Source organism: Streptomyces sp. NPDC047042, assembly GCF_040644035.1.
Taxonomy (GTDB): Bacteria; Actinomycetota; Actinomycetes; order Streptomycetales; family Streptomycetaceae; genus Streptomyces.
The window spans coordinates 40389-64231 of record NZ_JBEYVP010000022.1 but is presented as its reverse complement, the minus strand read 5'-3'; the positions used below and the strand labels follow the sequence as shown (position 1 = coordinate 64231).

At 71.4% G+C, this 23843-nt stretch carries 20 protein-coding genes and 1 pseudogene; 17 read left to right on the top strand and 4 right to left on the bottom strand.

Annotated features, from left to right (window positions below):
* Positions 1–28 precede the first annotated feature (28 nt).
* A complete protein-coding gene (locus ABZ855_RS25665; protein ID WP_360810565.1) occupies positions 29–802 on the top strand; it encodes a thioesterase domain-containing protein in 774 nt (257 codons plus the stop codon).
* A gap of 791 nt (positions 803–1593) precedes the next feature.
* Here the strand turns inward: ABZ855_RS25665 and ABZ855_RS25660 are convergent.
* Positions 1594–3096: a DHA2 family efflux MFS transporter permease subunit gene (locus ABZ855_RS25660; RefSeq protein WP_360810563.1), complete on the bottom strand. Its 1503-nt coding sequence runs from the start codon at positions 3094–3096 to the stop codon at positions 1594–1596.
* Positions 3097–3317: 221 nt separating this feature from the next.
* Here ABZ855_RS25660 and ABZ855_RS25655 point away from each other — a divergent pair, with 221 nt between their 5' ends.
* The 12 genes from ABZ855_RS25655 to ABZ855_RS25600 all read left to right on the top strand — a co-directional run bounded on the left by ABZ855_RS25655 (position 3318) and on the right by ABZ855_RS25600 (position 17838).
* Positions 3318–4577, top strand: a complete 1260-nt coding sequence (locus ABZ855_RS25655) for an FAD-dependent oxidoreductase (protein WP_360810561.1) — start codon at positions 3318–3320, stop codon at positions 4575–4577.
* 31 nt (positions 4578–4608) lie between these two features.
* Positions 4609–4977, top strand: a complete 369-nt coding sequence (locus ABZ855_RS25650; RefSeq protein ID WP_360810559.1) for a YrdB family protein — start codon at positions 4609–4611, stop codon at positions 4975–4977.
* A gap of 49 nt (positions 4978–5026) precedes the next feature.
* Positions 5027–6955 carry an HAD-IIIC family phosphatase gene (locus ABZ855_RS25645; protein WP_360810557.1) on the top strand — a complete coding sequence of 643 codons (1929 nt, stop codon included), beginning with the start codon at positions 5027–5029 and terminating at the stop codon, positions 6953–6955.
* A 229-nt stretch (positions 6956–7184) separates the two neighbouring features.
* Positions 7185–8990: an acyl-CoA dehydrogenase family protein gene (locus tag ABZ855_RS25640; RefSeq protein WP_360810555.1), complete on the top strand. Its 1806-nt coding sequence runs from the start codon at positions 7185–7187 to the stop codon at positions 8988–8990.
* The gene (locus ABZ855_RS25635; protein WP_360810553.1) at positions 8987–10702 is read left to right on the top strand and encodes an acyl-CoA dehydrogenase; all 1716 of its coding nucleotides are present in this window, start codon (positions 8987–8989) and stop codon (positions 10700–10702) included. Before ABZ855_RS25640 ends, ABZ855_RS25635 begins: the two co-directional genes overlap by 4 nt.
* Positions 10703–10828: 126 nt before the next feature.
* Positions 10829–11149: an acyl carrier protein gene (locus tag ABZ855_RS25630; protein ID WP_360810552.1), complete on the top strand. Its 321-nt coding sequence runs from the start codon at positions 10829–10831 to the stop codon at positions 11147–11149.
* Complete coding sequence (locus tag ABZ855_RS25625; protein WP_360810550.1) at positions 11146–14148, top strand: beta-ketoacyl synthase N-terminal-like domain-containing protein; 3003 nt, start codon at positions 11146–11148, stop codon at positions 14146–14148. The genes ABZ855_RS25630 and ABZ855_RS25625 overlap by 4 nt, the downstream gene beginning before the upstream one ends.
* A gap of 90 nt (positions 14149–14238) precedes the next feature.
* Positions 14239–15264: a 3-oxoacyl-ACP synthase III family protein gene (locus ABZ855_RS25620; protein WP_360810548.1), complete on the top strand. Its 1026-nt coding sequence runs from the start codon at positions 14239–14241 to the stop codon at positions 15262–15264.
* A 139-nt stretch (positions 15265–15403) separates the two neighbouring features.
* Complete coding sequence (locus ABZ855_RS25615; protein ID WP_360810546.1) at positions 15404–15643, top strand: acyl carrier protein; 240 nt, start codon at positions 15404–15406, stop codon at positions 15641–15643.
* Between the two features lie 17 nt (positions 15644–15660).
* Complete coding sequence (locus tag ABZ855_RS25610) at positions 15661–16527, top strand: 2-oxo acid dehydrogenase subunit E2 (protein WP_360810544.1); 867 nt, start codon at positions 15661–15663, stop codon at positions 16525–16527.
* Positions 16424–17311, top strand: a complete 888-nt coding sequence (locus ABZ855_RS25605; RefSeq protein WP_360810542.1) for a 4'-phosphopantetheinyl transferase superfamily protein — start codon at positions 16424–16426, stop codon at positions 17309–17311. The genes ABZ855_RS25610 and ABZ855_RS25605 overlap by 104 nt, the downstream gene beginning before the upstream one ends.
* Positions 17312–17364: 53 nt before the next feature.
* A complete protein-coding gene (locus tag ABZ855_RS25600) occupies positions 17365–17838 on the top strand; it encodes a DUF4260 family protein (protein ID WP_360810540.1) in 474 nt (157 codons plus the stop codon).
* A gap of 80 nt (positions 17839–17918) precedes the next feature.
* On the opposite strand, the gene ABZ855_RS25595 is transcribed toward ABZ855_RS25600, so the two are convergent.
* Together ABZ855_RS25595 and ABZ855_RS25590 are read right to left on the bottom strand one after the other, a co-directional pair.
* On the bottom strand, positions 17919–18311 hold the full coding sequence (locus tag ABZ855_RS25595; RefSeq protein WP_360810538.1) for a type II toxin-antitoxin system VapC family toxin: 393 nt from the start codon (positions 18309–18311) through the stop codon (positions 17919–17921).
* Positions 18308–18496 (bottom strand): hypothetical protein, encoded by a 189-nt coding sequence (locus tag ABZ855_RS25590; protein ID WP_360810537.1) that lies wholly within the window; start codon positions 18494–18496, stop codon positions 18308–18310. The genes ABZ855_RS25595 and ABZ855_RS25590 overlap by 4 nt, the downstream gene beginning before the upstream one ends.
* Before the next feature lie 67 nt (positions 18497–18563).
* Between ABZ855_RS25590 and ABZ855_RS25585 the strand changes: the two genes are divergently transcribed.
* The 4 genes from ABZ855_RS25585 to ABZ855_RS25570 all read left to right on the top strand — a co-directional run bounded on the left by ABZ855_RS25585 (position 18564) and on the right by ABZ855_RS25570 (position 23353).
* Positions 18564–19898, top strand: a complete 1335-nt coding sequence (locus tag ABZ855_RS25585; protein WP_360810535.1) for an L-fuconate dehydratase — start codon at positions 18564–18566, stop codon at positions 19896–19898.
* Positions 19895–20662: an SDR family oxidoreductase gene (locus ABZ855_RS25580; RefSeq protein ID WP_360810533.1), complete on the top strand. Its 768-nt coding sequence runs from the start codon at positions 19895–19897 to the stop codon at positions 20660–20662. Before ABZ855_RS25585 ends, ABZ855_RS25580 begins: the two co-directional genes overlap by 4 nt.
* Positions 20663–20699: 37 nt before the next feature.
* The gene (locus ABZ855_RS25575) at positions 20700–21743 is read left to right on the top strand and encodes a sugar ABC transporter substrate-binding protein (protein ID WP_360810754.1); all 1044 of its coding nucleotides are present in this window, start codon (positions 20700–20702) and stop codon (positions 21741–21743) included.
* A gap of 86 nt (positions 21744–21829) precedes the next feature.
* Positions 21830–23353 carry a sugar ABC transporter ATP-binding protein gene (locus ABZ855_RS25570; protein ID WP_360810531.1) on the top strand — a complete coding sequence of 508 codons (1524 nt, stop codon included), beginning with the start codon at positions 21830–21832 and terminating at the stop codon, positions 23351–23353.
* On the opposite strand, the pseudogene ABZ855_RS25565 reads toward ABZ855_RS25570, so the two are convergent.
* Positions 23344–23843: pseudogene (locus ABZ855_RS25565) on the bottom strand (hypothetical protein); the annotation flags it as partial. The gene ABZ855_RS25570 and the pseudogene ABZ855_RS25565 sit on opposite strands and share 10 nt — an antisense overlap.

The window sequence follows — 23843 nt, the reverse complement described above, 5'->3', positions numbered from 1 at the left end:
CGGGACCGGAGAGGGGAGTACCACGGAGATGACGCGCTATCTGCTGGGTCACGCGGGACCGGCACCGGAGGACACGGGCCGGCTGCGCCTGTTCTGCTTCCCCTACGCGGGCGGCGGTGCCTCGATCTACTCGGGCTGGCAGCGCCACCTCGGTCAGCATGTGCGGGTGATGCCGGTTCAGCTGCCGGGCCGTGAGGGCCGCGCCGGGGAGCCCAGGTTCACGGATCTCGAGTCGCTCGTCGACGACCTCGACGACGAACTCGGCCCGCTTCTGGAGCAGCCGCACGCGTTCTTCGGCCACAGCATGGGCGCCCTCATCGCCTTCGCGCTGACCCAGCGCAGGCATGCCAGGGGGGCACGGCTCCCGAGCTGCCTCCTCCTCAGCGCCTACCGCGCCCCGCATCTGCCGGCACCCCGGGAACTGGCGGCCGACGCCGACGAAAACGAACTGCTGGAGAGCCTGATCAGCCTCGGCGGCATTCCGCCGCTCCTGCTCGACCACCCCGAATGGCTCTCGGCGCTGCTGCCGGTGACCAGGGACGACCTACGCCTGTGCGCCAGCGCTCGCGAAACGCCGGACTCGGGAGTCCCCGTACCCATCCACGCCTTCGCGGGCCTCCACGACTCCCTGGTGACCCCGGCGGAGGTACGGGGCTGGCACCGCTACGCAGCGGGCGGCTTCAGAATGCGAACGTTGCCGGGCGACCACTTCTTTCTACGAGACCGGCACAACCCGCTTTTCGCAGAACTCACCCACCTGCTGTCGTCGCTGTCGCCGACGGCGACGCCGGCCAGGACCTGACAACAAGACGTCGCCACGACAAGAGAACAGCTGCCGGGCCACCCCAGAGAGGGGCGGCCCGGCAGCTGTTCCCTTGCCGCGGAGCGGCCGATCGCCGCTGCTTCCGCGCTGTGCGTGGACGAGGGGGAGGTTGTAGTGGGCCTGGGGCCCGCCGGCGGTGGTCCGCCTGCGCCGGGGGTCGCCGCAGAGCAGCCCAGGGGCTGCCGCGTTGCCGCTGGTTGTCCCTGCGGCAACGCGGCGAGTCGATGTGCCGCGCGGTGCACACGTGCCGGTCGCCGGTGCTTCCGCGCTGTGCGCGGACGAGGGGGAGGTTGTAGTGGCCTGGGGCCCGCCGGCCGTGGTCCGCCTGCGCCGGGGGTCGTCGCAGAGCAGCCCAGGGGCTGCCGCGTTGCCGCTGGTTGTCCCTGAGGCAACGCGGCGAGTCGATGTGCCGCGCGGTGCACACGTGCCGGTGTAGTGGGCCTGGGGCCCGCCGGCGGTGGTCCGCCTGCGCCGGGGGTCGCCGCAGAGCAGCCCAGGGCCCGCCGTGGCGCCGCTGGTTCCGGGCTGTGCGCGGACGACGGGGATGGTTGGAGTGGGCCTGGGGCCCGGTGGCGAAGGGGCGCCGGCTCGCTTTTGCAGTGTGTCGGGCGCAGGCCCACGTACGAGGCATGCGCCCGGCGCACAGCGAGCAGCCGCCCGCTCGGACAGCACCGCTGTCGCGGAGAGCGCGGGCGCCGTCCTCCGGTGGACGGCCCGATCGCCCGCTCGGACAACAGTCGCTGTCGGGGCGGGGCGACCGGCAGGTCGGCCTAGACGTGGGCCGTGTTCGGTTCCGGGGTTTCCGAGTGGGGCGTCTGTGCGGTCTTCGGGGTGCCCAGGTCGCGGAAGCCGAACGCGCCGTTCAGCATGCTCAGCACCAGCATCACCAGCAGGGCCACGAAGGCCGCGCTGAGGCCGTGGACCAGGGCCGCGTTCGAGGCCGTGCCCTTGGCGATCTCGTCGGTCATCCGGTTGTTCAGCACCGTGACGCCGATGGCGATGCCGAACGCCGCGCCGATCTGCGTGGACGCGTTGAGCAGCGCGGAGGTGGTCCCCGCGTCCTCCTCCGTGGCGTGGGCCGTGCCCACCACGGGGGTGGCGATCAGGCACAGCACCAGGCCCACGCCGAACAGCGCGGACAGCGGCAGCATGAAGCGGACGTAGCCGCCGTGCTGGGGGATGCCGATGGCCACGGCCAGGACCCCGCCCAGAATCACCGTTCCGGTCAGATACATCGCGCGGGGCGTGACGGTCTTGGTGATGAGCTGGGAAGCGATGGGGGCGCAGATCATCAGGCCCAGGCTGGTCGGCAGCCACGCGAGGCCGGTCTGCAGCGGGGTGTAACCGAGCACCTCCTGCATGTACAGCGGCAGCAGGAAGAAGATCGGCATCATCATCGACGCGGTGAGGAACTCACCGAGGGCGCCGACCACCACCGACCGGGTCCGGAAGAGGCGCAGCGGCACCAGCGGAGCCGAGGCGCGGCGCTCCACGGCCACGAACGCGGCCAGCAGGACCACCGCACCGGCGAAGGAACCCGCCGTCCGCGCCGAGGTCCACCCATGGGCGTCGCTGGTGACGATCCCGTAGACCAGCAGCATCAGCCCGCCGGTCACGGTGAGCGCGCCGGCCAGGTCGGTCGGCGGGCGCTGCGCCGGCCGCTTCCCGCCACGCACCAGCACGTACGTGCCGACCGCGACCAGGACACCGACCGGCACGTTGATCCAGAACGCCCAGCGCCAGTCGGAGTTGGCGATGGCACCGCCGATGATGGTGCCGATGCTCGCGCCGATGCCGATCACCGCCCCCCAGACCCCGAACGCCTTGTTCCGCTCCTCCGGGTCGGGGAACGAGGTCACCAGGATCGACAGTGACGCCGGGGAGAGGGCCGCCGCCGAGACACCCTGGGCGGCGCGGGCCAGCAGCAGTTGGCTCTCACTCTGGGCGAAGCCCGCCGCGAACGAGGCGGCGGTGAAGACCAGCAGGCCGACCAGGAAGACCTGCTTGCGCCCGACGACGTCGGCGAGGCGGCCACCGAGCAGCAGCAGGCCTCCGAACAGCAGGACGTAGATGTTCATGACCCACTGCAGACCGGTGGTCGACAGACCGATGGCCTCCTGCAGCCTGGGCCCCATCACGTTGACGACGGACGAGTCGATGGCGGTGATGAACTGGGCACACGAGATGACGCCGAGAATCCACCATCTCCTCGGATCCGCGGGGGGATCGGCCGAGTCGGCGGAGTGGTCGACCCCGGCGGTGTTCGTCGTCATGTGCTTCTCCTCGTGATCGCGGCGGTGGGGACGCTGACGCTCCTCGTGCGTGACCGTAGGGAGCGGGCCTGTAGGCGCGTTAAAGCCCGCCGCGCGCCACACCCCCGCAAGCGCAGCTTTAGGCGCGCCGCGAACGATCAGTGCCACCCACTGCTCCACTGCTCCACCGCTCCACCGCTCCACCGCTCCACCTCGGCTGTGCACCCCAGAAAGGCAAGGCGATGACAACTGCACTGACCACGCAGGTCTGCGTGGTGGGAGGCGGACCCGCCGGACTCGCCCTCGCCCTGGAACTCGCCAGGCGCTCGTGCCAGGTGACGGTCGTCGAGCAGAGCCCGCACTTCGAGCGCTCGTTCCGGGGCGAGTCGATCTCGCCGGACTCCGTCTGGCTGCTGGACCGGCTCGGCGTACTGGACACGGTCATGGCCAGCACCCTGCGCACCGAGCGCATGGAGATCATGGACGGCGGCAGGGTCGTCCTCGCCGGGGAGTTCTCCTCCTTCGGCCGCCCCAACCCGTATCCGATGGAACTGCCGCAGCCGGTACTGCTGAACGCGCTCGCCGAGGAGGCCGCGCGCAACCCCGGCTTCAGGCTGCTGCGACGTACGGCCGCCACCGGGCTGCTGCGCGAGGGCGGCAGGGTGACCGGGGTGGCCTGCAACGGCCCCGACGGGCCCCTGGAGATCAGCTCCTCGCTGGTCGTCGGTGCGGACGGGCGGTTCAGCAAGATCCGCGAGCTGTCCGGGCTGACCTACGAAAAACGGCCGCTGGAACGCGACTTCATCTGGTTCAAGGTCCCGCTGCCGGAGAGCTGGGACCCGCACACCTACCGGGTGCGGATCAGCGGCGACCGGCACGCCCTGTTCATCCCCAGCTTCCCCGACCTGATCCGCGTCGGCTTCAACATCCCCAAGGACGGCCTGCGGGACCTGCGGCAGCTCGGCATCGGCGCGCTCCACGAACGCATCGACGAACTCGCCCCGGAACTCTCCGAGTCGGTCCGCGCGCAGGTGCGGAAGTGGTCCGACACCTCGATGCTGGAGATCTTCACCACCGTACTGCCGCGCTGGTCGATGCCGGGGCTGGTGCTGATCGGCGACGCGGCGCACACGCTGACCCCCGTCCTGGGGCAGGGCGTCAACCATGCGATCATCGACGCGGCCACGCTCGCACCACTGGCCGCCGCCGCCCTCGAGGCAGCGGACCCCGGCCCCGCACTGGACGCGGCGGGTACGGAACTGCAACGCCTGCGGGAACCGTCCGTCGCCGTGGCGCGCAATCTCCAACTGCGCCAGGAACGGGCGTTCGCGCTCTCCGGGCGCCCCGCCGTAACGATGCGGCGCGGACTCTACCGGGTCGTGAACCGCAACAACTTCCTCAAGCAGAAGATCCTCGGCGGCGTCTACTACCAGCTGCAGGACGCCGTTCGCAGCGGACGACAGCGGCTGGATCTGGCGCCGTTCGGCCCGGCAAGGCAGTGAGCACCATCTCTCCTCGGAAGGACTGCACGACATGGGGTTTCGACCAGCGGCTCTGGCGATCCGGTTCCTCCTCGAACTGACCGCGCTGGGCTCGTTCGGCTACTGGGCCTGGAAGTCCCTCCCGCCCAGCCTCCGGTGGGTCGGTGTCGTGGCCGCGCCGCTGCTCGCGGCCGTCCTGTGGGGAGTCTTCGCCACCCAGGGCGACCCCGCCCGCTCGGGGGACACGGTGATCGCGACCCCGGGTGCGCTGCGGCTCGTACTGGAACTGTCCATCTTCTTCGGCGCCGCCCTCGCCCTGTACGTCGCCGGGGCCCGTACGGCGGGAATCGTTCTCGCCGTGATCCTGATCGGCTATCACCTGGCCTCCTACGACCGGGTGGTGTGGCTCCTCAAGCACTGAGGTGCCGGCCGGTCGACGACACTCCACGAAGCGGAAGTGTGAGAGACCCATGACGCCTGCCGTCGCAAACGCCGTAAACGCTGTAAGCGCCGTAAACGCTGCAAACGTCGCCGACGAACCGGCCGGTTCCCTGGACCGACTGCGCACCCTGGCCGGCCAGGGCCGGCTGGCCCTCGAACACCCCTCCGTGGCGGCCCTGTTGGCCGGGCTGGAACCGGAGGACCTGGCCCGGGCCGGCCGGCTGCTGGCCCGGCTGGACCGGGCGGAAGTGCTCCGCCATCACCCCGACACCCCGGTGCTGACGGTCTCGGTGACCGGCAGCTCCACCCTCGGCGCCCTTCTTCCGCCGCTCACCGGGGAGTTCGCCCGCCACGGGCTGCTGCTGAACCCGCTGATGGGCGACTACGACGGCTGGATCACCGAGCTCCAGGACCTCGACGGGCCCCTCTACACCGCCCAACCCGACCTGGTGCTCTGCGTGTTGGACGCCGAGGCGGTGTTCCACTCCGTCCCCTCGCCCTGGCGCGCGGCGGACGTCGAAGCGGCCTCCGCACAGACCCTGGCCATGGTGGACCGGCTCGCCGCGCACTACATGCGGCACGGCACCGGCACCCTCGTACTCAACACCGTCCCGCTCCTGCGCGCCCACACCCACCAGCTGGTCGACCTCGCATCGCGGGCTCAACTGGGCGCCGCATGGCGGGAGTTCAACGCAGGACTGCTGCGGCTGTCGGCCCGGCACGAACGCGTCGTCGTGGTGGACCTGGACCCGCTGCTCGCGGCGGGCGGCCCGGTCCACGACGAGAGACTGGCCACGTACGCCAGGGCCCAGCTCGGCGAAGAGCTGCTGGGACGCTACGCCCGCGAGCTGGGCCATCTCGCCCGAACCCTGCGCGGCCGGACCAAGAAGGTCCTGGTGGTCGACCTCGACAACACCCTGTGGGACGGAATCCTCGGCGACGACGGCAAGGACGGCATCGCCGCCGCCACCACCTTCCGCGGTGAGGCGTTCGGCCGGTTCCAGCAGGTCGTCAAGCAACTCGGCTCGCAGGGCGTGCTGTTGGCGATCAGCAGCAAGAACGACCGCGAGCCGGTGCTCGAAGTGCTGCGCGATCACCCCGACATGGTGCTGCGCGAGGAGGACTTCGTGCGGGTCAACGCCGACTGGAACCCCAAGGACGGCAACCTCCGCGACATCGCGGACCGGCTCAACCTCGGTACGGACAGCCTCGTCTTCGTCGACGACTCGCCCTTCGAGACAGGCCTGGTCAGGTCGAGCCTGCCGGAGGTCGCGGTGATCCCCCTCGACGAGGAGCCCGCCTCGCACATCGGACGGCTCCTCGCCGACGGCTGGTTCGACGTCCGGGAACTCACCGCCGAGGACCGGGCCCGCGCCGGCCAGTACCGGAGCGAGGCGGCACGCAAGTCGCTGCTGGACAGCGCCGGTTCACAGGCCGCGTACCTCGCGGAGCTGGGAGTCAGGGTCGAACTCTCCCCGGTGCGCGAGCACGAGGTCGCCCGGGTGGCCCAACTGACCCTGCGCACCAACCAGTTCAACCTCACCACGCAGCGGCTCCAGACAGCCGACGTACGGACCCGGCTGGACGACCCGGACCACTGGGTCCTCGCGGTACGCACGTCCGACCGGTTCGGGGACCAGGGCCTGGTGGGCGCGGTGTTCGCCCGCCTGAGCCCCGAGGCCCTGCACCTCGACAACATGATCCTCAGCTGCCGGGTGTTCTCCCGGGGCATCGAGGAGACCGTCCTGGCTGCCGTACTCGGCCGGGCCCGCGAACTCGGGCTGCCCGCCGTACGGGCCGCCTACCGGCCCACCGCCAAGAACCACCGCGTACGGGCCTTCTACCCCTCCCTCGGCTTCCGGACCTCCGGGGGCACGGAGGAGGCACCCGACTTCGAGCACGACCTGCGGGAACTGCCGTCAACGCCCGGGCATGTACGGCTCGAAGCCGCGCTCTGACCCGCGAATGCCCACAAGGGCGGCTTAAGGCCCACCGGAGAACATTGCGGTGCGCAGTCGAGTCGTGAGAGTCCGGTCCGGTCCGGTCCAGTCGAGTCCAGTCGAGGAGAAGACTTTGACGTATCTCCACACGTCCACCGAAGCGGTGCGCCACGGTCGCCGAGGCCGTCGCGACACTCGCACCGCCTCCGGCCGGGCCGGGCGCGTACCGAGCCCGGTGGGCTGACCCATGGACCACACCCCCTACCGACTGGCGGAGCGGCTGGAGCATCAGCTCGGTGACCCCGAGGACCCGGCGACGCTCTTCAGCCACGCGAACTGTCTGGCCCTCGACGAACGCGAGGAGTTCCCCGCCGACATCTGCCGTCAGCTGGAGTCCCTCGGCGTCCACGAGTACTACGTCCCGGCCCAGCACGGTGGCCGGCTCACCGACTACGAGCAGGTCCTGCAGCTGATGCGCGCGGTGGCCCGGCGCGATCTCACCGTGGCCATCGGGCACGGCAAGACCTATCTGGGCGGGGTCTGCGTCTGGGTGTCCGGGTCGGCCGAGCAGGCGGCGGCACTCGGCGCGGACATCCTCGCCGGGGTACCGGTCTCCCTGGGCCTCACCGAACGCGGACACGGCAGCGACCTGCTCGCGGGCGAGGTCGGCGGCGAAGGCCAGGAGGGCGGCGGATACCTGGTCAGCGGCGAGAAATGGCTGATCAACAACGCCACCCGGGGCACCCTGCTGTCCCTTCTCACCCGTACGGAGGCGAGCGGCGGGCCGCGCGGTTTCAGCGTGCTCCTGGTGGACAAACGCCGGCTCACCGACGGCAGTTACCGCCACCTCGACAAGGTGCCGACCCTCGGTATCCGGGGCGCCGACATCTCGGGGATCGCGTTCAGCGACGCCGAGGTCCCGGCCTCGGCGCTTGTCGGCGCGCCGGGCACCGGCCTGGAGACCGTGCTCAAGGCACTGCAGCTCACCCGCACGATGTGCGCGGCCCTGTCGCTGGGCGCCGCCGACCACGCGCTGGCCCTGGCGATGGACTTCACGGATCAGCGCGAACTGTACGGACGCCGCCTGGCCGAACTGCCGGTCGCACGGCGGACGTTGGCCACCGCCGCCATCGACGTCCTCACCGGAGAGGCCCTCGCCCTGGTGGCGGCGCGGGCGGTCCAGACGACGACCGCCGAACTCAGCGTCAGCGCCGCCGTCGTGAAGTACCTGCTGCCGACCAGCACCGAGGCGGTGATCGCGGAACTGACCCGGCTGCTGGGGTCACGTGCCTTCCTGAGCGATGTCTACGCCCAAGGCAGGTTCCAGAAGGTCGACCGTGACAACCGGATCGTCGGTCTCTTCGACGGCAACACCCTGGTCAACCTCAACTCCCTGATCAGCCAGTTCAGAAGCCTGGTACGCGGTTACCGGCGCGGCACCGGGGACACGGCGGGCGCGGCGGCGGCCTTCGACCTCGGCGCGCCGCTGGAACCGCTCGCCCCCGAGCGGCTGTCCCTGGTCGCACGGCACGGCAGCGGGGTGCTCGCCTCGCTGCCCGCCCTGGTGACGGCGCTGCGCGAGGCCGCCGCCGACTCCCCGCCGCTCAAGCCGGCGCTGGCCGCGGCGGAACGTCTGCTGACGGTGACCGACGAGGTGCACGACGCCATGGAGGCGCACCAGAACGTGGTGGCGGATGTGCCACCGGAGGCGTTCGAGGTGGCCAAGCGCTACACCCTGTGCTTCGCCGGAGCCGTCTGTCTCGGCCTGTGGACGCACAACCACGAGGCCGCCGAGCGGTCGGACACCGCAGGGCTCTGGCAGGACGGGCTGTGGCTGCGCGCGGCGCTGTCCCGGCTCCTGGTCCGCCTCGGTGCGGCCGGCCCCGAAGACGCGCCCGGCCCCGAAGACGCGCCCGGCCCCGAGGACACGGACGTCCACGAGGAACTGCTCGAACAGGTCACTGCCCGGCACGCGGACGGCGCGCTGGTCTCGCTGCTGCCGTTCTCCCTGGCCCCGGCCCTGGCCCGAAGAGAAGGTGAGAGCACATCATGACGACCGAGGCAGGCATCGTCGCCCGGGTGGCCGAGCTGGAACAGGCCTTCGGCGATCCGACGGACCCGGCCAACCCGGTGGGCTTCGCCCGTCTGCTCGAAGCGGACGAGGCCAGGGAACTGCCGGAGAGCGCGGAGAAGCTCCTGGACGGGCTGGTGTTCAACGCCGAGTTCGTGCCCGCCCACCTCGGCGGCCGTCTGGAGCGGATCGACACCCTGGTCCGGGTGGTCCGCCAGGCGTTCCGCCGGGACATCACGCTCGGGCTCGGCTACGGCGTCACCTCCTTCATGGCCGCGGTCAACGTCTGGACGGCGGGCAGCGCCGCTCAGCAGCGCCGCCTGGCCGATCTCCTCCTCGACGGCGGCAAGGCCTCGGTCGCCTATCACGAGCTGGCGCACGGCAACGACTTCCTCCGCAACGAGTTCCGGGCCACTCCGGACGGCTCCGGTTTCCGTCTGCGGGGCGCCAAGCAGGTCATCAACAACGCCCACCGGGCCCAGGCATGGCTGCTGTTCAGCCGTACCTCCGACGCCCCCGGCAGCCGCAGCCACTCCGTACTGATGGTCGAGCCGGGCCAGGTGGACCGGGAACGGCTGCGGGTGCTCCCGCGCTACGAGACGGTCGGCGTCCGGGGCTGCACACTCTCCGGCCTGGAGTTCGACGACTGCGAGGTCCCCGGGGGCACTCTTGTCGGCGAGCAGGGGCAGGGCGTCGAACTGGCGCTGCGTTCCTTCCAGATCACCCGCAGCGCGGTCCCCGGGATGGCACTGGGCGCCGCCGACACCGGTCTGCGTACCGTGGTGCGCTTCGCCGTGGGACGGCAGCTGTACCGCAGGTCGGTCATGGAGATCCCGCATGCCAGAGGCGTCCTCACGGGCGCCTTCCTGGACCTGCTGATCTGCGACAGCTTCTCCCTGGCCGGCACCCGCGCGGTCCATCTCCTCCCGGAGCAGACCAGCGTCTACGGCGCCGCCGTCAAGTACCTCGTACCCAGGGTCCTCACCGAGGTCATGAACGAGCTGTCGGTCGTGCTCGGGGCCAGGTTCTATGTGCGCGACGGCGAGTTCGGCGTCTTCCAGAAGCATCTCCGGGATCTTCCGGTGCTCAGTCTGGGCCACGCGGGATCGGCCGCCTGCCAGGCCACGATCATCCCGCAGCTGCCCCGGCTCGCGAAGCGGTCCTGGTTCAGGGACGCGCCCGCTCCGGCCGAGCTGTTCCGGCCGCGCGCCGACCTGCCCGCGATCCCCTTCGACCGGCTGACCCTCGCCAGCGGCCAGGACGGCCTCAGCGCCTCCCTGGTCACCGCGCTCGACGAACTGCCGAGCGGCACCCCGCAGGAGCAGGCGGTCCAGGGTCTCGCCCTGCGCCTGGTGGACGAGCTGCACGGGCTCCGGGAAGCAAGCCTCGGGCTCTCCTCGGCGGACCGCACCTCGCTGGCCCGCCCGCACAGCTTCGCCCTGGCCGACCGGTACGCCGTACTCCTCGCGGCGTCGTCGGTACTCGGTGTCTGGCGGCAGGCCAGGGTCGGCGGCGACGCCTTCCTGGCCGACCCGTCCTGGACCGCCGCCGCCCTGCACCGGCTGGTCCGCCGGTTGGGCTGGCGTCCTCCGGCACTGCCCGCCGGCTGCGAGGAGCGGGTGCACGAGGAACTGCTGCGCCGCTTCCACGAGGGCCGCAGCTACGACCTGTACGACACCCCGCTGACCGGCTGAACAGCCAACAGCGGCAACGGACTTCGAACATCCGCACCGGCCTGCGAGCGTCACCGGCCTGCGAGCGTCACCGGCCTGCGAGCGTCAACGAACCACGAGCGTCAACGAACTACGAAGGAGCGCGGCATGACCGTCCCCGTAACCGACAACACCGCCAACCCCGCAGGCGGATCCGACCGCTCCGAAGAGTCGCTCGCCGTGTGGCTGGCCGACCGCATCGCGGTCTACCTGCGGCGCGAGCCGACCGAGATCGACCCGTCCGTCCCCCTGGCCGAGTACGGGCTGGACTCCGTCGCCGCGCTGAGTCTGTGCGGCGACATCGAGGACGAGTTCGACCTCGTCCTGGAACCCACGGTCGCCTGGGACTACCCCACCGTCCACGCGCTCGCCGCCTATCTCGTGCAGGAGTTCGACAGCTCGGGAAACGCCGGGGGCGCCGAGCGATGAGCGACATTGCGATCGTCGGCATCGACTGCCGGTTCCCGGGAGCCCCCGACACGGCGGCCTACTGGGACCTGCTGACGCGCTCGGGCGACGGTGTCGGCCGGGTGCCGGGCAACCGCTGGGACGTCGGGGACTTCCACACCGCGGAGGGCGGTGAAGGACGGAGCAACACGGCCGAGGGCGGATTCATCGCCGACCCGGACGCCTTCGACAACGAGTTCTTCACCGTCTCCCCCCGGGAGGCCGCGGCCATGGACCCGCAGCAGCGGCTGCTGCTCCAGTGCGCGTGGCGCGCGGTGGAGGACGCCGGCGTCGCCCCGGGCCGGCTGGCGGGGACGTCCACCGGTGTGTTCGTCGGCATCATGGGCAACGAGTGGGCGCAGCTGCATCTGACCGACTACGACCGGATCACCGCGCACGTGGGGTCCGGCAACGGGTACTGCATGACGGCCAACCGGATCTCCTACCACCTGGACCTCAGGGGCCCCAGCCTCGCGGTCGACACCGCCTGCTCCTCGTCCCTGGTCGCCGTGCACCTGGCGGGCAACTCCCTGCTGTCCGGCGAGTGCGACTACGCGCTCGCCGGTGGCGTCAACGTGGCGCTCACCCCCGCGCTGGGGATCTTCTACACGCAGGCCGGCCTCTCCGCGCCCGACGGCCGCTGCAAACCGTTCAGCGCGGACGCCGACGGCATCGGCCGCGGGGAGGGCGTCGGCGTCGTCGTACTGCGCCGTCTGGAGGACGCCCTGGCCGACGGGCAGCAGGTGTACGCGGTGATCCGCGGCACGGCCGTCAACCAGGACGGGCGGAGCAACGGCATCACCGCGCCCAGCCGCTGGTCCCAGCAGGAGGTGCTGGCCGCCGCCTACCGGCGGGCCGGCGTCGAGCCCGACGAGGTGACCTTCACCGAGGGCCACGGCACCGGAACCGTGCTCGGCGACATGATCGAGGTCAAGGCGCTGGGCCACCTGCACGGCCGGCGCGAGGGCAAGCCGATGGCGCTGGGCTCGGTGAAGGGGAACCTCGGTCACACCGAGGGCGCGGCCGGTATCGCCGGGCTCATCAAGGTCGCGCTGGCGCTGCAGCACCGGCTGGTGCCGGCCAGCCGGTTCGCCAGCCGCGAGAACCCCGACCTGCGCCTGGCCCGGAACGGCCTCAGACTGCTCAAGGCGCCGCTGCGGCTGCCCGCCGGGACCACGGTGGCGGGGCTGAGCAGCTTCGGGATGGGGGGCACCAACGCCCACGCGGTGCTGGCGTCGGCTCCGGCGCCGGTCAACCGTGCTGTCGCCGGTTCCCTAGCCCCCGCCGGGGGCGGTGTGTTCACGCTGAGCGCGACCGGTCCGGACGCGTTGCGCCGCAACCTGCTCGCACAGGCGGAGGAGGTGTCACGCCGACGCGTACCCGTGGCCGGTCTCTGCCGGAGCAGCAACCGGGTGAAGACCGGGCACAAGCTTCGCTTCGCCCTGCCGGTCACGGACACCGGCGCCCTGGCCGAGGGGCTGCGCGCGGCGGCCGAGGACGAGGAGCTGCTGGGACGCCTGACCGCGCAGCCGGTCGGCCGCCCCAAGACGGCGTTCCTCTTCACCGGCCAGGGCTCCCAGTCGCCCGGAATGACAGCCGGGCTCCACCGCGACTCGGAGCTGTACCGCCGCTTCCTGGACGAGGCCGACGCGGCCCTGCTGCCGCACCTCGGCGAGTCGGTACGCGACCTGATCCTCGGGCGGGACGAACGGGTGCACCGGACCGGCCTCACCCAGCCCGCCCTGTTCGCCGTCGAATACGCGCTCGCCCGCACCCTGGCCGAACTCGGCGTGGAACCCTCCCTGTTGATCGGCCACAGCGTCGGCGAGTACGCGGCCGCCGTGACGGGCGGGGTCTTCGGGCTCGAGGAGGGCGCCCGGCTGATCGCCGCCCGGGGCGCGCTGATGCAGGAGCTGCCGTCCGGCGGCGGGATGCTCGCCGTGAACGCGCCGGTGGACGAGGTCCGCGCGCTCGTCGAGGCCGAACCCCTGGTCGGCGTCGGCGCGGTCAACGGTCCGCGGCGGACCGTCCTGTCCGGTGACCTGGCCGCGCTGGAACGGCTCGCCGGGCTGTTCCGCGCGGCGGGCCTGAGAACGAGTGCGCTCCAGGTCTCGCACGCCTTCCACTCGCCGCTGATGGAACCCATGCTGGACCGCTTCGCCGCGGTCGCGGCCCAGGTCGGCGGCGGCATCCCGCAACTCCCGGTCTTCTCCACGGTCCGGGGCAGGCTGCTGCGCGACGAACCGATGGACGCCGACTACTGGGTGGAGCACGTCAGCGCCCCGGTGCTGTTCGCGGAGGCGGCCGAGGCACTGCTCGGCGCCAACCCGACCCACGCCGTGGAGATCGGCCCCAAACCGGTGCTCAACAGCCTGCTGCGCGGTCTGCGCCCACCGGCGGGCCTCCGCACACTGCATCCCGCGCCGTCCGGCGAGGGCGGGGCTCCCGAACTGGCCGAACTGCTCGCCGAGTTGTACCGAGGCGGCCTCGACCCGCACTGGGACAGGCTGTACCCGCAGGACGGGCGGCCCGCGCCGCGACTCGCGCCGTACGTGTTCTCCGACGCCCACCGGTACTGGAGCGGCGGTCCGATACGGAGGGGCCCCGCCGCCCTTGCGACGGTGCGGCCCCTGACCGACGGCGAGGCGGTCGCCGCCGTCCCTCCGGCCCAGGCATCACGGGTCACCGCGCTGATCGGACCGGCCGTGGGCACCGCCTTCACCGGGCAGTTGGCGGAGCTGGCGGCGGCGGCCGTCGCCGAGGTGGGCGGCTACACCCTGGACGAGCTCAGCCCGCAGTCCCGCCTCTACGAGGATCTCGGCTTCGACTCCGTGATGGTCATGGAGCTGAAGACCCGTATCGAGAAGACGGTCGGCGGGATCGGCCCGATCTCCGTCCAGGACCTCCTGCCGAGGCTCTCCTCGGTGGGCGACCTGGTCGGTTTCCTGGAGGAGCGCGGCAGCGGAGCGGTGGCTTCCTGACCGTGCGGGCCCACGCCGGCTCCGCCGAAAGCGACACCAGCAGCGCACCAGCAGAGACAGCAGAAGCGACAGCAGATGAGAGGACATGCGATGGAGGAGCAGCGCGAGGCGTACATCAACGCCGTCGGCACCGCTCTGCCGGGCGATCCCGTCGACAACGCGCGGTTGTCCAAGGTGCTCGGCGTCAACGAGGAGTGGATCGACGTCTTCATCGGCACCAGGACCCGGCACTTCGCCCGCGACCTCGGCACCGGCGAGGTCCGCTGGACACTGGCCGACCTGTGCGCCCAGGCCGGCGAGCGGGCCATGGCCGCGGCGGGCGTCGACGCCGCGGAGATCGACTTCGTCGTCCTGGGTACGGCCACTCCCGACACCCTGATGCCGGCCAGCGTCAACCATGTCGCCGAGCAGCTCGGCCTCGACCAACTCCCCACCTACCAACTGCAGTCCGGGTGCGCGGGCGCGGTACAGGCGCTGGATCTGGCGCGCACCTTGGTCACCGGCACCGGCGGCAGGGGACTGGTGATCGGCGGGGACGTCTGCAGCAAGCATCTCGACCTGCGCCGCGACCTCTCCCAGGCCACCCCGAGCGAGCTGGTCAACTACGTGCTCTTCGGCGACGGCGCCGGTGCCGTGGTGATGTCCCCCGAACCGACCGGCGAGCGGGTGGCCCTGCGCCGGGTCCTGAACCGCCTGACCGGTCTCGGCCGGGCGCCGGGCCAGGTGATCGAGTGGTTCGGCCTGGCCGACCGGGACAGCGACAAGCAGGCCATCTACGAGGACTACAAGGCGATCGAGGAGTCCGTCCCGGTCATGGCGGTGGAGATCCTCTGGGAGCTGCTGGAGGAACTCGACTGGTCCGCCGAGCAGTTGGACCATCTGCTCCCGCCCCAGCTGGCCGGCCGGATGACCCGGCGGATCTACGAGCAGCTCGGGGTTCCCGGCGCGCGGGAGGTCTCGTGCGTGGCGGACACCGGCAACAACGGCAACGCCCTGCCATTCCTCCAGATGGAACGACTGTTCGGGCAGATGGCCGGGGGTGAACGGGCGCTGGCCGTGGCGGTGGAGTCCAGCAAGTGGATCAAGGGCGGATTCGCCCTGGAGAAGCTCGCATGAATGGCCCCGGAGCCCCGGCAGGCTTCCGCAAGCACAGCCCAAATCCGACCCCAAGCCCCTTGCGAAGCGACTTCCCGAGCCTTTCCCCAAGCCCCTTCCCAAGCCCCTTCTTCCCTTGCTTCCGAACTGGAGTGCAGTCGTGATCCCCACCACCCAATCCGTCGAGGACTTCCTCTCCCTCTTGCGTGACGAGCTCGGACTGCAGCTGGACGAGTCGTCCCTGGGCACGGACTTCGACGCGCTCCCCGACTGGGACTCCCTCCATCTGCTCAAGCTGGTGACCTCGCTGGAGCGGGCGACCGGTCGGCGGATCGCCGTCGGTCAGCTCCTCGAGGTGCGCAGTCTGCGCGAGGTCTACGAACTCGCGGGCCGGCCATGACCGTCGATCGCGGCGGCGTGTCGATACGGCCGGTGCGGGCCCGCCGCCACACGCTCTACTTCCTGGAGTACGCGGCCGGGCAGCGACCGGTGTTCCTGGACACCGAGGTCGACATGACCCGGGTGACGGCGCACCGGCAGACCGCCCGTACCCCGGCGGGCGGCAAGTTCTCCCTGGTCAGCTATGTGCTCCTGGCCACCGGCCGGGTCCTCGCCCGCCACCCTGAGGCGAACGCGGTCATGGCACCGGGCTGGCCCGGCCGGCTGCGCGCCCCGAAAATCGCCCACTTCCCCCAGGTCACCGCCAAACTCGCGCTGGACCGGCACATCGACGGCCAACGCAGTGTCCTGTCGGCGCTCCTTCCCGACCTGGAGCAGGCAGGTCTGGCCGAGATCCAGGAGCGGGTCGACCGCTACCGGGGTCAACACACCGCTGAGCTACCGGAGTTCGCCAGGCTGCGCCGCCTGGACCGGCTCCCGGCTCCCCTCGGCCGGCTGGCCTTCGCCGCCGCGCTGCGCGACCCGCGCCGCCGGGCGGAAATCTTCGGCACGGTCTCGGTCAGCTCGCTCGGCCATCAGCCCGTGCACGGCTTCCACTCGACCGGCGGCACCGCTCTCACCGTCTGCCTCGGGCAGGTGGCCGAGCGGCCCACGGTCAAGGACGGCGCGCTCGCCGTGGCGCCGTTGATGCGGTTGAGCCTGGCCTTCGATCACCGGGTCGTGGACGGCGCCACCGCCGCCGAGGTGCTCGGCGACCTCAGACACACGTTGGAGGAGTTCGATGCAGACTCCGACTCCGATACCGACTCCGATTCCGATTCCGGGCTTCGGGGAGCCGCTGAGGATCAGCGGCCGGTACGGCTCGTGGGACGCGGTCCGCGCTGAACTCGACGAGCACGGGGTCACGGTGCTCCATGCCCGGCTGGCGGACTGGAGACCGGGACGTGTCCCGGGACCACGGCTGCGGACGCTGCTCGGCCGGGACTGGGCCCGCTACCTCGACCTCACCCACCCCGACGTACGAGCGCGCTTCGCGGCATCGCGCATCCTGCTCAAGTTCGCGGCGGCCGCGGCGGTCGAGGTGGCTCCGGAGGCGGTGGAACTGGCGTACCACCTCACCGGGCGGCCCTACCTCCGTGGCATCGACGCGGTGGACATCAGCCTGAGTCACACGGACGAACTGCTGGTGGTCGGCCTCAGCAGCCGGGGCCCGATCGGCGTCGACGCCGAACGGGGAGACCGCGACCTGTACGGCTGCGGTCTGGCCGACCACTTCTGCACCCCCCACGAACTCGACTCCCTAAAAATCCTCCAACCCCAACGACGAAACCCCGAACTGCTTCGCCTGTGGACGCTGAAGGAGGCGTACACCAAGGCCACCGGCCTGGGCCTGCGCTTCCCCTTCACAGACTTCGGCTTCCGTACGCCGGACGGGCAGGGCGGGGTGAGGCGCAGGGACGGCACCCCGGCCACCGGCCCCGAATGGTCCTTCCGCACCTCCTACGTGGACGACGCGTACGTCCTCAGCACAGCGGTCCGCGACACAGGCTTCGGCACCACCAGGGACAGGTCGGCGCACACCATGCTCGACGAGGCCCTGGTCGACGCGCTCGTCTCCGCGCTCGACGAGGAGGCAGAGGAATCCGGGCCGGACGACGAGGACTGGTGAACCACGACGCCCGCCGACCCCCCCCCACACACACACACGTAAGGACCCGTGACATGACCACGACCACGACCACGACTGCTGCCACGACCACGGCGGCCGACACACCCGACGACCTGACCGCACCCACCGGAGATCACGCAGTAACCCATGTCCCGCGTGACCTCTGGACATGGACTACTCCCGAGGGCCGAGTCCTGAGCGCCGCCGCCGGAATCGGCGCGTTGACCGCGGCCACCCTCCTCGGCGGCCCGGCCACCTGGACCTTCTGGGCGGGCCTGATCGGGCCGGACGTGGCGTTCCTGAAAGGGCTCGGCGAGGAGCGGGCCGGCCAAGGCGCCCTGCCGCGCTCGGCCGTGGGCCTCTACAACGGCCTGCACAACCCCGTGGCCCCCGCCTCCGTACTGGCGCTCGGCCTGGCGACCCTCTCCCAGCCGCTGGTGGTCGGCGGCCTCGGCTGGTTCGCCCACATCGCCCTGGACAGGGCATTCGGCTTCGGCCTGCGCCGCCCCGACGGCCACATCCACTGACGCCCAGGACCTCTTGCACGGAGTGAGCGCCCTCAGGACGTCCCAGTCGTAATCGTTGCTGGGCCCGTGCCGACGAGGGTTCAGATCTTCACGATGCGAACGTCGGGGCCGCACAGCATCACGAGGTCCTCGGGGTCCGACGTCAGGACTGTCACTGGAGACGGCGAGGCCAGTGCGGTGGCCGCCACGATCGCGGCGAGGGCGTATTTGTGGCCGTGGAGGCCTGCTGCGGCGAGGAGTCTGCTCGCGTGGCGGGCGATGGCCTCGGTGGGCGGGACGACATTGACGCGGGAGGCGGCGTGGTCGAAGCGGGCCTGGCTGGTCCTGGGATCGCGGGCCTCGACCAGGGTGACGGAGCTGGTGACGACGCGGATGTCCTCGGCCTCGGCGGCGGCCAGCCACTCGGTGAGTTCGGGTGTGCGGCGTACCAGTTTGGACAGGCCCTCGCAGTCCAGGACGAGGGTGCCGCTCACGCGGTGTCCGCCGAGCCGGCCGCATCGCCGCGCAGGAGTGCTCGCTTGGTATCGACCGCGGCCTGATCCACCGGGCCGTGCTCGGCTTCGGCGTCCTCGATGAGTTCGCGCAGCCGGTCCCGTTCGAGTTGCCGCTGGATGAGGGCCTCTTCCGTCCGGCAGCCCGCGCCGCCAACAGGCATCATTGGGTCGATATAGACTCATTTGGGGTGTTCGAACCCGCCGGCAGGTCTGATTTCCCTGGAGTCCCCGATGACGTCGATCACCGCGCTGGACGCCCACGACATCCGGTTTCCCACCTCTCGGTGGCTCGAGGGGTCGGACGCGATGCATCCCGATCCGGATTACTCGGCCTCCTACGTGATCATCCGCACCGATGCCGGGGACGGGCTGGAAGGGCACGGGTTCTGTTTCACCATCGGCCGGGGGAACGAGGTCGCGGTCGCGGCGATCAACGCCTTGCGGCCGCATGTCGTGGGGCTGCCGCTCGGGGAGGTGCTGGCCGACCTCGGGGGGTTCTCGCGCTCGCTCGTCGGTGACAGTCAGCTGCGGTGGCTCGGGCCCGAGAAGGGCGTCATGCATATGGCCATCGGGGCCGTCGTCAACGCCGTCTGGGATCTGCACGCGAAGCGCGAGGGGAAGCCGCTGTGGAAGCTGCTCGCCGACCTCGCTCCCGAGCAGGTCGTCGCGTTGATCGACTTCCGGTACCTGGAGGACGCGCTCACGCCCGACGAGGCGCTCGGGATCCTGCGGCAGGCCCGGGACGGGATCGCGGAGCGGGAGGCGCGGCTGCTCGCCGAGGGGTATCCGGCGTATGCCACCTCCCCCGGCTGGCTCGGTTACCCGGACAGCAAGGTCGCCGACCTGGCCCGGGAGGCCGTGGACAGTGGGTTCCGGCAGATCAAGCTCAAGGTCGGCGCCGATCTCGACGACGACGTACGGCGGTGCCGTACCGCGCGGGAGGTGATCGGCCCCGGCGTGCGGCTGGCGCTGGACGCCAACCAGCGGTGGGGCGTCGGCGAGGCGGTCGGGTGGGTCCGGCGGCTGGCGGAGTTCGACCCGTACTGGATCGAGGAGCCGACCAGCCCGGACGACGTGCTCGGGCTCGCGGCGATCCGCAAGCAGGTGGCGCCGGTACGGGTGGCGACCGGCGAACACGTGCACAACCGGGTGATGTTCAAACAGCTGCTCCAGGCGGAGGCGCTCGACTTCGTGCAGCTGGATGCCTGCCGGGTCGGCGGAGTCAACGAGAACCTGGCGATCCTCCTGCTCGCGGCCAAGTTCGGGATCCCGGTGTGCCCGCACGCGGGCGGGGTGGGCCTGTGCGAGCTCGTACAGCATCTGGCGATGTTCGACTGTCTCGCGGTCTCCGGCACCCTCCAGGACCGGGTTCTCGAGTACGTCGATCATCTGCACGAGCATTTCGTCGACCCGGTGGTGATCGTCCGCGGGCGGTACGCGGCCCCGGCCGCCCCCGGCTTCAGCTCGACGATGCGGCCCGAGTCGCTCGCCGCGTACGCGTTTCCCGGCGGCGCGGCTTGGCAGGTCCCGTACGGCGGGTCCTCGGCCGAGGGCTCCCGGGTATGAATCCCGGGGAGGAGTTCCAGGGGCTGGCCGCCATCGTCACCGGCGGGGCGTCCGGGATCGGGCTGGCCACCGCCGAGACCCTGGCCGCGAAAGGGTGCCGGGTCGCGGTGCTCGACCTGGTTCCCGGGTCCGCGCCCGCACGGCTGCACCCGGTGGAGGCCGACGTCGGGGACGCCGCGTCGGTGTCCGACGCCGTACGCCGGGTGGCCGACCTGTTCGGAGGCCTCGACGTCCTGGTCAACAACGCCGGCATCGGCGCGCTGGGCACCGTCGAGGACAACACCGACGACGAGTGGCACCACGTGCTGGACGTCAACGTGCTCGGCATCGTCCGCACCAGCCGGGCGGCACTGCCGTATCTGCGCCGGTCCTCCAGAGCGGCCATCGTCAACACCTGCTCGGTCGTGGCGCTGGCCGGGCTGCCGCAGCGGGCGCTGTACGCGGCCAGCAAGGGCGCGGTGCACGCGCTGACCCTCGCGATGGCCGCCGACCACCTCGGCGAGGGCATCCGGGTCAACTGCGTCAGCCCGGGCACCGTGGACACCCCCTGGGTGCGTCGGCTGCTCGAACACTCCGACGACCCGGAGGCGGAACGGGCCGCTCTCGTCGCCCGCCAGCCCACCGGCCGCCTGGTCACCGCCCAGCAGGTCGCCGACGCCATCGCGTACCTCGCCGGACCACTGGCCGGATCCACCACCGGGACGGCCCTCGCCGTCGACGGAGGGATGACCGGCATCCGCAGACCCCCGGGCGCCTTCCACTGACCACTGACCACGACAACTGATCTCGGAGCCGAGCATGATGAAGCGACGTATCGCCGCTGTGGGAACAGCCCTCGCACTCGGCTGCGCACCGGTCCTCACCGCCTGCGGCGGGGACTCGGGCAGCAACGCCGGTTCCGGTTCGGGCCGGGTCGGGGTGGTGCTGCCGCTGCTCACCTCGCCGTTCTGGGAGTCGTACGACTCCTACATCCCCAAGCAGGCCGCCGCCCAGGACGTCCGGGTGCTGCAGACGGTGAACTCCGACTCGGATCCGAGCAAACAGATCACCGACATCCAGAACCTGCTTTCCCAGGACGTGAAGGGCCTGGTCGTCTCGCCGCTGGACTCCGCGGCGATCGTCGCCGGGCTGAACGCCGCGCAGCGCAAGGACGTGCCGGTGGTCGCCGTCGACGTGGCGCCGGACAAGGGCAAGGTCGCGATGGTGGTCCGCGCGGACAACCGCGCCTACGGGGAGAAGGCGTGCCGGCAGATCGGCGCCGCGGTGAAGACGGGCAAGGTCGTACAGATCCAGGGCGATCTGGCGTCGATCAACGGGCGGGACCGGTCGGAGGCGTTCAGCGCGTGCGTCAAGAAGAACTACCCGGGCATCAGGGTGCTGAACATTCCCGCCGTCTGGAAGGCGGAAAGGGCGGCGGCCGGTCTGGAGGCGCTGTACACGGCCCACCCCGACATCAAGGGCATCTACATGCAGGCCGGCGGCGTGTATCTGGCCCCCACGCTGAGCACACTGCGGCGGCACGACGCGCTGGTGCCGGCCGGCGACCCCAAGCACATCGTGATCGTCTCCAACGACGGCATCCCGCAGGAGCTGGACGCGATCCGCAAGGGCCAGATCGACGCGACCGTCTCCCAGCCCGCCGACCAGTACGCCAAGTACGGCATCTACTACATCAAGCGGGCGATGGCGGGCGAGACCTTCCACCCGGGTCCGACCGACCACGACAGCACCATCGTCCGGCTGCCCAGCGGAATCCTGGAGGACCGGCTCTCGGCACCCCTGGTGACCAGGGCCAACGTCGACGACGCGTCGCTGTGGGGCAACCAGATCGGCAAGAGCTCCTGACACCCGCGACACCGGCCCTCCGGACCCCCGGCCCTCCGGACCCCCGGCCCTCCGGACCCCCGTCCCGCCCAGGAAGCGAGACCGCGATGAGCAACCAGACCGTGGCCGAGGCCCACGGGATCCACAAGCGTTACGGGCCCACCGTGGCCCTCGACGACGTACGGATCGCCGTCCGGGCCGGGGAGTCGCATGCTCTCGTCGGCCGTAACGGAGCCGGAAAGTCGACCCTGGTCAGCATTCTGACCGGGCTGCAGCGGCCGGACAGCGGTGTCGTCCTGTTCGACGGGGAACCCGCGCCCGCTCCGGCGGACCGTGAGGCGTGGCAGCGGCGGGTCGCCTGTGTCTACCAGCAGTCGACGATCATCCCCGGCCTGACCGTCGCCGAGAACCTGTACGTCAACCGGCAGCCGACCGTTCGCGGCCAGGTGATCAGCTGGCGGCGGATGCGTTCGGCGGCCCGCGAACTGCTGGACGCGTGGGGTGTGGAGGTCGACGAGAACGTGCCGGCCGGTCGGCTCACCGTCGAGGACGCCAAAATGGTGGAGATCGCGAGGTCGATCTCGCGCGGAACCCGGTTCATCATCCTGGACGAGCCGACCGCCCAGCTGGACAGCCGGGCCATCGACCGCCTGTTCACCCACGTCCGGCGGTTGCAGCGCGCCGGGATCACCTTTCTCTACATCTCCCACCATCTGGAGGAGGTGTACGCCGTCTGCCAGGTCGTCACCGTCTTCCGGGACGCCCGCTGGATCACCACGGCACCCGTGGGCGAGCTGGGCAGGACCGAACTCGTCCGGGCGATGACCGGAGAGCGGGGCGCGGACGCGGGTGCGGGTGCGGTTGCCGGGTTCGGGGCGAACCGGTCGCCGTCGGCGGACGCGCCCGTGGCCGTACGGGTGGACCGGCTGAGCGGCGCGCACTTCACGGACGTCAGCTTCGCCGTCCGGTCCGGCGAGACGGTGGGGCTGACCGGGCTCGCGGGGTCCGGGAGCCACCAGGTCGCCGAGGCGGTGGCGGGGCTGTACCGGGCCGACAGCGGGCGGATCGAGGTGCTCGGCCGTACGACGCGGCCGGGCAGCGTCGCCTCGGCGCTCGCGGCGGGCGTGGGCTGTGTGCCGCGCGACCGGCACCACGAGGGGCTGGTGCCGGAGCTGTCGGTGGCCGAGAACGCCTCCATGACCGTCACGGACCGGCTGGGCCGCTTCGGCGTGATCTCGCGCCGGGCCCGGAACGCCTTCGCCCGGCGGACGATCACCGACCTCGACATCAGGACGGACGGCCCGGACCAGCCGGTCAAGGACCTGTCCGGCGGCAACCAGCAGAAGGTCGTCATGGGCCGGGCGCTGGCCACCGACCCGGCGGTCCTGGTGCTCATCAACCCGACGGCGGGTGTCGACGTGAAGTCCAAGCGGGCGCTGCTGTCGGTCGTCGACCGGGCCAGGGCGGCGGGACGGGCGGCGCTCGTCGTCTCGGACGAGCTGGCCGACCTGCGTACCTGCGACCGCGTCCTGGTGATGTTCAACGGCTCTCTCGCCGCCGAGTACACCGTCGGCTGGACCGACGGGGAACTGGTGGCCTCGATCGAAGGGGTCGGCGCCCGCTATGAATGACACCGAGCCGAACAACCCCGCGTCCGGCGGCCGCCCACCGACGCCCGGCGGCCGCCCACCGACGCCCGGTGGCCGCCCGCCGACGCCCGGTGGCCGCCCGACGGCGCCCGGTGGCCGCCCGACGGCGCCCGGTGGCCGCCCGACGGCGTCCGGTGGTGGTTCGGCGGCGTCTGGTGGTGGGTCGTCGACGCCCGGTGGTGGTCCGGCGGGGACTGGTGGTGGTTCGGCGCCGTCCGGTGGTGGGTCGTCGACACCTGGTGGTGGTCCGACGGCGTCCGGTGGTGGTTCGGCGGCGTCTGGTGGTGGGTCGTCGACACCTGGTGGTGGTCCGACGGCGTCCGGTGGTGGTTCGGCGGCGTCTGGTGGTGGGTCGTCGACGCCCGGTGGTGGTCCGACGGCGTCCGGTGGTGGTTCGGCGGCGTCTGGTGGTGGGTCGTCGACGCCCGGTGGTGGTCCGGCGGGGACTGGTGGTGGTTCGGCGCCGTCCCGT